This is a genomic window from Microvirga tunisiensis (genome assembly GCF_009296175.1).
GTDB lineage: Bacteria > Pseudomonadota > Alphaproteobacteria > Rhizobiales > Beijerinckiaceae > Microvirga > Microvirga tunisiensis.
Map to the genome: position 1 here is coordinate 1 of NZ_VOSK01000276.1, position 8,274 is coordinate 8,274.

General features: G+C 54.4%; 11 protein-coding genes. 4 read left to right on the forward strand and 7 right to left on the reverse strand.

What is annotated here, in order from left to right:
* Positions 1-182: 182 nt before the first annotated feature.
* The gene (locus tag FS320_RS33385) at positions 183-377 is read right to left on the reverse strand and encodes a hypothetical protein (protein WP_152716709.1); all 195 of its coding nucleotides are present in this window, start codon (positions 375-377) and stop codon (positions 183-185) included.
* A gap of 234 nt (positions 378-611) precedes the next feature.
* A complete protein-coding gene (locus tag FS320_RS33390; protein ID WP_244627555.1) occupies positions 612-974 on the reverse strand; it encodes a hypothetical protein in 363 nt (120 codons plus the stop codon).
* A 316-nt stretch (positions 975-1,290) separates the two neighbouring features.
* Between FS320_RS33390 and FS320_RS33395 the strand changes: the two genes are divergently transcribed.
* Together FS320_RS33395 and FS320_RS33400 are read left to right on the forward strand one after the other, a co-directional pair.
* The gene (locus tag FS320_RS33395) at positions 1,291-3,108 is read left to right on the forward strand and encodes a recombinase family protein (protein WP_152716710.1); all 1,818 of its coding nucleotides are present in this window, start codon (positions 1,291-1,293) and stop codon (positions 3,106-3,108) included.
* Between the two features lie 216 nt (positions 3,109-3,324).
* Positions 3,325-3,594, forward strand: coding sequence for a hypothetical protein (locus FS320_RS33400; protein ID WP_152716711.1), 270 nt, complete (start codon positions 3,325-3,327; stop codon positions 3,592-3,594).
* A gap of 55 nt (positions 3,595-3,649) precedes the next feature.
* Here FS320_RS33400 and FS320_RS45440 read toward each other — a convergent pair whose 3' ends face one another.
* Both FS320_RS45440 and FS320_RS33405 read right to left on the reverse strand, forming a co-directional pair.
* Positions 3,650-3,805, reverse strand: coding sequence for a hypothetical protein (locus FS320_RS45440; RefSeq protein WP_153885361.1), 156 nt, complete (start codon positions 3,803-3,805; stop codon positions 3,650-3,652).
* Positions 3,806-3,833: 28 nt separating this feature from the next.
* On the reverse strand, positions 3,834-4,136 hold the full coding sequence (locus tag FS320_RS33405) for a hypothetical protein (RefSeq protein ID WP_152716712.1): 303 nt from the start codon (positions 4,134-4,136) through the stop codon (positions 3,834-3,836).
* Positions 4,137-4,614: 478 nt separating this feature from the next.
* Here FS320_RS33405 and FS320_RS33410 point away from each other — a divergent pair, with 478 nt between their 5' ends.
* On the forward strand, positions 4,615-4,947 hold the full coding sequence (locus tag FS320_RS33410) for a hypothetical protein (RefSeq protein ID WP_152716713.1): 333 nt from the start codon (positions 4,615-4,617) through the stop codon (positions 4,945-4,947).
* A 95-nt stretch (positions 4,948-5,042) separates the two neighbouring features.
* Here FS320_RS33410 and FS320_RS33415 read toward each other — a convergent pair whose 3' ends face one another.
* The 3 genes from FS320_RS33415 to FS320_RS33425 form a co-directional block, all read right to left on the reverse strand.
* Positions 5,043-5,354, reverse strand: a complete 312-nt coding sequence (locus tag FS320_RS33415; RefSeq protein ID WP_152716714.1) for a hypothetical protein — start codon at positions 5,352-5,354, stop codon at positions 5,043-5,045.
* Positions 5,355-5,658: 304 nt separating this feature from the next.
* Entirely contained in the window at positions 5,659-6,057 is a 399-nt protein-coding gene (locus tag FS320_RS33420) for a hypothetical protein (protein WP_152716715.1), read from the reverse strand.
* Positions 6,054-6,719 carry a hypothetical protein gene (locus FS320_RS33425; protein WP_152716716.1) on the reverse strand — a complete coding sequence of 222 codons (666 nt, stop codon included), beginning with the start codon at positions 6,717-6,719 and terminating at the stop codon, positions 6,054-6,056. The genes FS320_RS33420 and FS320_RS33425 overlap by 4 nt, the downstream gene beginning before the upstream one ends.
* An 879-nt stretch (positions 6,720-7,598) precedes the next feature.
* Here FS320_RS33425 and FS320_RS33430 point away from each other — a divergent pair.
* Complete coding sequence (locus tag FS320_RS33430) at positions 7,599-7,874, forward strand: hypothetical protein (RefSeq protein WP_152716717.1); 276 nt, start codon at positions 7,599-7,601, stop codon at positions 7,872-7,874.
* The last annotated feature ends 400 nt before the right edge of the window (positions 7,875-8,274 follow it).

Below are 8,274 nucleotides of genomic sequence, written 5' to 3' on the forward strand. Positions count from 1 at the left end.
CTCACCAGCCAGCAGAACAATCCGAGCCCGCCAGACGACCTTCTGGGATGTGTTGCGGTCACCGACCAAGCTCTCCAAGCGATCTCGATCAGCGGCGGGAACCTCAATGCGTTCGATCTTGCCCATCAGAGCAGGATCGCACGTCGGATCGGATTTCGGAATCACTCGTCAGTGACAGAACACTAGGCGCCGCCGATTCCCTCGATGATCGTGCCTGTACCGCCGCAGATCGGGCATGGCGTGACGCCAATGCGGCCGCTGCCCTTGCATTCGGGGCAAACGTTCTCGCCCGCTCCAGGAGTTCCCGGCTCGGCCTGATCGCCGGGATTCAGCTTCGTCTGATCGGAACCGGCCTGATCTTTCGGTGTGCTGGTCATGGCTAAGCTCGCATAAGGTTACATGCGATCAACGCGGAGGCGGAATCCGGGTTGCCTGACCGGAAAAGAAAAGGCCCGCCGGAAGCGGGCCATCTCGAAACTGCAGCATCGGATCCAAAAGTGGATATGCCTTTTGGGATCCAACCAATGCTCCCTTCGTGAAGAGCGGATCGTCGAATGCGGAAAACCGGGTCCGCTTTTCGCCGGTGCGGACCTTCGGTTCTGCACGATGCCTTAATGGCAAACCCTGCGGGACCGGTGCTCCCAGCCCCAGCCAGGTACCCATTCCCGATAACGCTCGGTCGTGCAGCGCTCTACATAAACTTCACGAACCGGGCGCTCGTAATAGACCGGCGCCTGCTCTTCGACGTAAACCGGCGGCGGGGGCGGAGGAGGAGCCCGATAGACAACCGGAGGCTGAGGCTGGGCGACGGCAGCTCCAACGGCAGCACCGACGGCAAGACCTCCCAGAGCCCCGAGGGCCACGGCGGCACCGGGAGACAGGCGATCCCGCGCTGCAGCCGGTTGAGCGGCAGCCAGGCCGGTGACCAGCGCCAGAGCCGCGGCAGTACCGGAAACAAGACGGAAGATCTTCATGATCATCACCTACGACAGGAGGGAGGCTACGTGCCTTCCTCTTCATGTCATGAGATATACTGTTCAAAACCTCTCTGAAAGCTGAACAGAATGTGGCAAAGCTTGGACTGAAGCCAATCTTGCCGGAATGGTGATCAAGCTCTTAAAGTCCTTGCTCGTCCCTTAACGATTCCAGCCGACACCCATCAGGTGCCGGCGCTGCGCAGCGGCACCGACAGCAGCACGCGGACCAGGTCCGCCTGACGGTTGGTATCGGTCTTACGGAACAGGTTTCTCTAGTGTATGAATAACACCACAAAGCGATGTGGTGGACCTCATGCCCGATCAACCTGACCAGAACGAACCCGAAATGCCCCTCGCCTATTCCTACGAACGGTTTTCCACACGGGGCCAGATGAAGGGCGATTCGACGCGTCGCCAAAAAACCGGAGCCGAAAAATTCGCCCAGAACCACAGTTATCGGCTGGTCAAAAGCTACCACGATTTCGGTGTCTCTGCGTATCGAGGCAAGAATAAGCTTGAAGGGGCACTTGCCGACTTTCTCCAGGCAGTCAATGACGGGAAAGTTCGGAAGGGCTCGATCTTGATCGTGGAGTCCTTGGATCGAATTTCGCGTGAGAAACCGCGTATCGCCCTCCCCTGGTTCCTCAACCTCCTGAATGCTGGGATCAAGATTGGCACCGTTACGGACAACAAAATCTACGACCCGGAAACCGTCAACGATATGGATCTGATGGGCTCGCTCTTTGTCATGAGCCGAGCCAACGAAGAAAGCGAAAGGAAAGCATTCCGGGTAAGAGAGTCCTGGGTCGGTCGTCGCGAGAAACGTGTCAACGGAGCAATCTGCCCGTCCTGGCTCTATCTCGATCCAAAAACTGGCACGTACAAAACTCATGACGACCGAGTGAACGTGGTCAAGGAAATATTCAACCTGACAATGGCCGGGGTCGGTGCCTACACGATTTCCAGAATGCTCAACGAGCGCAAAGAGCCCCTCTGGGACAACGCTGTGGGCAAGAAGGTCGAGAAACGTAAGGGCTGGCACCCGACGACCGTCTACAACATCCTGACCAACCGGGCAGTCCTGGGCTTCCGTCAGTACGGAGCCGTTGACGAGGACGGTAAGAAGGTCAAAGTCGGTGAGGAGTTTAAAGGGGACTATCCTCCGGTCATTGATGAGGATGTCTGGCTGAGAGCACAGGTAGCACGAAAGAAATCCAAGGCCGGTGCGAAGGGTAAGCTGTTGTCGAACTTGCTCGACGACATCGCCGAGTGCAACCACTGCCGCGAGCGCATGAGGATTAAAACCAGCCAAGTGTCGGAAGGGAGACCCGACGCTGGGAGGATGTACAGGTATCTCGTCTGCTCCAATGCCGACGCGAAACGCGGTTGCACCGGAGTAGGCCGTTGGAACTATGACGAAGTCGAGAAGGCCATTCTCGATCATGTGCCGGAATACAAACTGCACGAGATCTTTGCCAGAACGGATGAAGAGTCGGAGATCCAGAACACAGGCAAGGAAATCGGCACCGTGGTGTTCAAGCTCGGTGAATTGGAGAAACGTCAGAACCGCATGGTCCATGAGCTTTCGCTCACCGACCAAGACGATCCGCTTCTGGATGTTTACCGGAAGAACCTCCGGGAAGTCGTCAACGAGGTTAGGAAGGCCAAGGAGCAGATGGAGGGTCTGTTGGAACTCAAGGCCGACCTTGAGTCACAACAAGATTACAGAGGCGGTGGCGAAGCCGCAATCAAGCAGCTTCGCGCGGATCTTGAGGGCAGCACCCTAACGGATGACGAGAAATACAAACTGAGGGCACGTTTGTCGGCAGCCCTCCGGAGCTTCATCGACTTTGTTTGGTTTGACGGGCAGGAGGAGACTTTCGACGTGATCCTGATGGGCGGCATGATCGTCCATAAATTCCGCAAGATGGCTCCCAAGGGTCGTGGGCGGGTGCGTAGGATCGAATATGTCGGTTCCGTCGATGTTTCGAGCCCTCTGGTGATGGGTGGACACATGGTTCCCGAAGCCTTCACCAATTTGACCAAGAATGACAACATCGAAGGTGCAGATCCGGAACGGGTGGAATTGTTCACCCGACTGATTGCTTCCGCGAAGAAATCCGGCGAATGATGCGCTGGCTTCTGATTTCGTCACATTCCTGCTGACCGTGGTCTTGGCTCTACTCAACCGGCCACCCACGACGCCTGCGGTGGCCGTGGAGCGGGTTCAGGTCGAACCGGATTTTGCACCCGTCATCATCACCTATCCCCGTTCAGCGCCTACCGGATGCATTACAAACGGGTTTGCGAAATGGTCATATCCGGCCTGTAAGGGGAAACAATAAAAATGCAGACTTTGTTGTTCATTAACGTCGAGCAAACCGTCATCTGGCTTCCAATGCTCATTGCAGGCTTTTGCCTGTTCAAGATGAAAAGCAATTGGCGCTGGCTCGTATCCGGTTTGCTTGTGCTGCTGGTTATTCCGCCGATTTACGGCAACTTCCTTCCGGGTGGGAATCAGTCCTTTGCCGTGTTCGGCGTCCTGTTCGCCGTGATCGGCTTCCTGGCCGGTGCTGCTTTCGCATTGTTGCTGCGGAACAAACCTCAGACGGCATGATAAAAAGCTTCCTTGACTGGAAGAAAAGAACGGTCGGGATGACCTCCCGACCGCATCAGCTTCGCCGGAAGCCGAACCTGATCGCGGCGAACACAATGAAGGTGGATGCAATGATGACCAGTGCCGCGGTAGCGGTCTCCCCAGAAGCACTGGCATCAAGCACCCATCGAACAAAGTCGATCTTGAGGGTGATGGCTGGAACTTGGTTCATAGACGGACTTCTCCTTAGAAAAAATTCTCTAAAGCCGTCTCAGAACCCTCGCGGGAAGCAGTTTTATAGTTCGCTTTTTTGAAGGTACGTCAACATCCAGTTTCGGATGTCCGATCCCTGCGGTAAGGACTCGTTTACCCTTCGCTATCAGGGGGCCGGTCTGGTCAGGCCGTGCGGCCTTGGCCTTCGTGATGATCTGGATCGTCACGGCGACCGTCAGCATGGCAGCGATCACAACAAGAGCCAGTAGGGCAGACTCCCCGGATGCGGCTTTATCAATGCTGCCCTGCTTCGGGTCGATCTTGATGGTCAGGAAGGAAACTTCGTTCACGGGCAAGGCGCACTTCTCCTTAAAGAATTTTCTTCAAGGAGGGACCAGCCCTCATTCGCCTCGATCAAAGGCAATAATTTATAAGCACCATCTTTTTGTCGTCCGTCAAGCCAGGACGGTGTTTGGGATTAGTCCCAACAATCCACAGGTGGGTTCTTTTATTCAAATTTCGCAAGAGAAGCCAATAACCTATCAAGCCTGCTCATCCGTTTCGGGCTGACTGAGATTGCAACATCCCTACAGGATGGCATCAGGCCGAACGTCCATGACGAACTTCCACTGGTCGCCTTCCTCGTGCATGTAGGCCACGCCGCACGGGCATCCCTCTTCGAGGACGATCTTACCAAAAGCTCTGTAAAGAAAGTCGATCCGGTGTTCGTCACTGCCTTTCACGTTCTGGCCCAGGTCTTCAGGAACCGGGCCACCCGACCTTCATAGAAGGCATCCGGCTTGTCGAAAGACATCGACAGGAGACTCCATGCCAGCGCATCTTCATCAAAACTGCCTGGGTCTCGTTCTCCGGGGTCAGAACATAACTCCCGGTTGGACTAATTCGAAGAAGGTGACCTGGGAGGCTGTTGCCTTCCATCCACTCTTCGACATCGGAAAGCTCGGTTTCCGAAAACAGGTAGTACCGTTCAGGGTGCTCAATGTCCCAATCGCCCCACCGTTGCAGGGAATAGCCCTTGAAATGGGTTCGGGTGTCAGCCTGGATGGTGCCGCAAGCTTGGTTCGTAAAATTGTTTTCGGTGCTCATGCCGGTACTTATCAGGGCAACGAAAAAACCGGCTCAAGAGGCTTTCTACGCTGAATGCCGAAGATCAGAAGCTATTGAAATTCTCGAAGAAATTTTGCGCAACTCAACCTAACTCGGAGTTAAGTTGAGTCTGAAATTCGCTGGTTTCGTTACCCATATCGGGACTGAACGGTGAAACGAAAAAGGCCCCGTATAGGGACCAATTTCAGAGCCACCTCATTTTGAATGAGCATCGCATCCTTTGCGGCCTTGAAAACGATGACTGCGATCATCTTTCCGAGTTCTTCTCCCTTGATGAAATGCGTTCGGTATCGGTTCCGAAGGTTCTCTTGGCACCATTCCTTGATCTCAGGCTTCAGCGGGTGGATGTCGATGCCGGTGCGTGATCTCCTCGGCTCGACGTGCCGAAGCTCGTCAGGAATAACGACGCGCGGTTTGATGCACGGGAAGAACGGCGTCATTACCGCCCTTCCCAGAACGTCCTGAGGGAAACCGCGTCCGCATCGTTTTCGAAGATCCCGCCCCGAAAACCTCGTGGAAATCCCACTTGCCCTGGATGTTCGCGTCCATCTGGTCGCCGACCTCGTCGGTGAGATTGCCGAACCCGTCCCAGATGTTCCAATGGACAGCCTGGACACAGATTGGCCACCGTGCGATGGAGGCAGCATGGCCGAAAGTCATTTTTCGGCCTGCATGATGATCTGGGTTACTGTCGCGTCCTCCCAAAATTGATATTTCGCCCAAAATTATTTTACATTTTGACGATTAGCTCATCCCTCCGAGGCTTTGCATGGCTTCGTGCAGTGCCACACCCGTCAGCATCTTGGGCATTCCGCCGTTGACGTTGTGATCGTCAAGGTGCTGGTGAAACCACGTCTTCAACGTGTTCACCTCTCCCGTGATTACAGCTTTCAGGTCGTCAAACTCTTTGACCAAGGCACCGGTCACTTCGGTGACGACGCCATCGGCATCCACGACAGTCGGGGCAGAAATCGCGGTCAACTTCGTCTCGATGCCTTCAAACCGCTCAGCGATGACCTTCAAGTTCTCGTTGAAGGTGCTGATATTTTTTTCGTTCAGGTCAACCAGTGCCTTGTTCTCGTCTTCGAGGGCATCGACACGCTTTTTCAGTGCCAGAATGGCTTCGATGATTGCTTTGCTCATTGCTTGTGCTTCTTTCCCTTGCCGCCCATCGGACGGCCCGATTTCCAAAGGTTGTGGGGGTTGTATCGGCTGCGGATGATCGGAAGGAATTGGTCGGGAACTTGCGGCACCGGCTCCCAGGCGATGATCGTGGGAAGCTGCTCATCCAACCAGACTTCAAGGTTCGCCTCTTCGAATTTGTCGTAGAAGAACCGAACGAAATACGGCCACGAGTAGTGCGTCCCAGAGTTCTTGTCCGTGAACGTGCCCAGCAAAACATTGCCGGGATAGTTGCGGAGGGTGGTCTCGTATGCAGCCCTGAGATAGGCGAAGGTCTCGGCGTCGATCTTGCCTTCATCGTGCTTAAACTCGACGTAGCTGAACCAGAAATCCGGTTCGAGCAGTTGAACGGTACCCTTCCAGGCAGCTAATCCGGCAGACGGCGTGAACGGGGCAGTTTGGGTGAAGAACTGAAGGTTCATGGCATACCGGGACGAACTCCACTTGGTCTTGTGGGCCGGTCCATTGTCGAAATGGTTGAAGGTCGCCACAGTAATGTCAGAAACGGGCGGAATGCCGTTCAAGCCAGAAGGCTGGGGAGCCACCGAGATGGAAGGGATGAAGGATGTAGTTCCGTTGAGGATGGCAAGCTGTTGTTCCAGCGCCGAAAATATGTCATTCATAAAATAGTCTCCAATTATAATGAGATAGGGTTCAAATATTGTCCGGTCGGATACTAATGGCCGGTTATTCTCAAAGGTTACAAAGACTTAATCTATGTTTTGAGCAAAAGTATTTAACCATAAGGCTTCAAATATTTCAATATTAGTGATGCATGGCAAATTTGCGCCGATTGAGTCGATATAGATGATCATTAGTGGAGTTATCAGACCGCCATCTGAAGCAATTCTTTTGCCGATGTTATTTCCCGGAATGATTTCGCAGAAGGGTTGTCTTAGCGATACAGACACTTTGTCTATAGGTATGCTTCGCGTAATCTTTAATCTACAATCAACAATGTACAATCTGTAATTATAATGAGATTTAGGGAAATCTCCCCGTCATCAGCCCTTCGGCCTCCTCGCTTCGCTCGTCTGCTTCTCGGACCTCGACGTGCAATCACTCGTCTTCGACGCGTCATCGCTTCGCTCGACGGTAATCCGACTTCGCTTCGCTCGTCGGCGATGAGATGCCTTCGGCCTGTCGGCCTCGTCATCTCGGAAAAAAGGTGTCGGATTGCAATTGTTTTGTGGTCGCTCCGCTCCTCGGGTCAAAAGGAAGGGAGGCTCGTCGGCAATAGAGATTTGGGAAGACGGTCGGAAAAGAGGAGAAGCAGCGCCCCGCCTAGCCCGGATCTCCCACCAATGGCGAGAATGCTGATGGCTATCCAGGGAAGGAGGAGCGAAAAAGCTCATAGACTGCGAGGTCCAACACGTTCTGAGCACTGCGACCGGATCGCTTCGTGTCCCATTCCCCTCTTCTTGGGTATGACGGAGAACGGAGCCTTCCCTGCCCTTCTGCGCTGATATTGATTCCGTGCTCTTCTGGCTGCGGGATCAGCCATGCCCGACGACCCTGGAACAACCTTGCAGGAGTTGCGTCAGCGAATATCCACTGAGGGTCTGCCCAGGCTCTCCGCAGAGGCATTGCGCTCGTACAAGCGGGAGGAACCGCACAGTCCCAGGCTGGACGTGGGGGTGGCGATGATCATCCTCGGCATGCTCGCACAAAATGATTTTGATAAAATTATTTTGCCGGTCATCTCTCGGCGATCAGAAGGTATCCGGTATAGGCCAGACCTCGATCACGAAAGCTCGGACTATCATTCTCGTCCGTGACGCCAGTCCAGTCGCGACGTAGAAAGGCTCCAGCTTGTTGGTCTCAAGAAGCGCGAAGGTGGGTTCAAGATATGTTGGCAGGCGGAAGAGGCATGCATTTACCGCGCAACAGCGGCAACAAAAATGGGCAGCGATGCTGCCCGCTTGAGCTTGCCCAATGTTCAGGCAAGAACTATATTTTGCAATGCAACATAGCGATTGGCATCGCAGTGTTGCTGCCCTTCTTGGGCGTTTCCTCCCTAAACTTCGGGCCGCTCCCTAGCGGCCTTTTTTCGTGTGCCGAGCATGTTCGACAGCTTGGAGGTGCAAGTCCTCTACCCAGCCTGATGGCGGCGAAGGGTTAGCAAAGCGCAAGGGCGCCACCGCGAGGTGGGGTCTGAAGGAAGCGTGGAGCAAAACC

Excerpts from the sequence above, each read along its gene's own strand:
- FS320_RS33385 (WP_152716709.1), bottom strand. The coding sequence starts at position 377 with ATGACCAGCACACCGAAAGATCAGGCCGGTTCCGATCAGACGAAGCTG.
- FS320_RS33390 (WP_244627555.1), bottom strand. The coding sequence starts at position 974 with ATGAAGATCTTCCGTCTTGTTTCCGGTACTGCCGCGGCTCTGGCGCTG.
- FS320_RS33395 (WP_152716710.1), top strand. The coding sequence starts at position 1,291 with ATGCCCGATCAACCTGACCAGAACGAACCCGAAATGCCCCTCGCCTAT.
- FS320_RS33400 (WP_152716711.1), top strand. The coding sequence starts at position 3,325 with ATGCAGACTTTGTTGTTCATTAACGTCGAGCAAACCGTCATCTGGCTT.
- FS320_RS45440 (WP_153885361.1), bottom strand. The coding sequence starts at position 3,805 with ATGAACCAAGTTCCAGCCATCACCCTCAAGATCGACTTTGTTCGATGG.
- FS320_RS33410 (WP_152716713.1), top strand. The coding sequence starts at position 4,615 with ATGCCAGCGCATCTTCATCAAAACTGCCTGGGTCTCGTTCTCCGGGGT.
- FS320_RS33415 (WP_152716714.1), bottom strand. The coding sequence starts at position 5,354 with ATGACGCCGTTCTTCCCGTGCATCAAACCGCGCGTCGTTATTCCTGAC.
- FS320_RS33420 (WP_152716715.1), bottom strand. The coding sequence starts at position 6,057 with ATGAGCAAAGCAATCATCGAAGCCATTCTGGCACTGAAAAAGCGTGTC.
- FS320_RS33425 (WP_152716716.1), bottom strand. The coding sequence starts at position 6,719 with ATGAATGACATATTTTCGGCGCTGGAACAACAGCTTGCCATCCTCAAC.
- FS320_RS33430 (WP_152716717.1), top strand. The coding sequence starts at position 7,599 with ATGCCCGACGACCCTGGAACAACCTTGCAGGAGTTGCGTCAGCGAATA.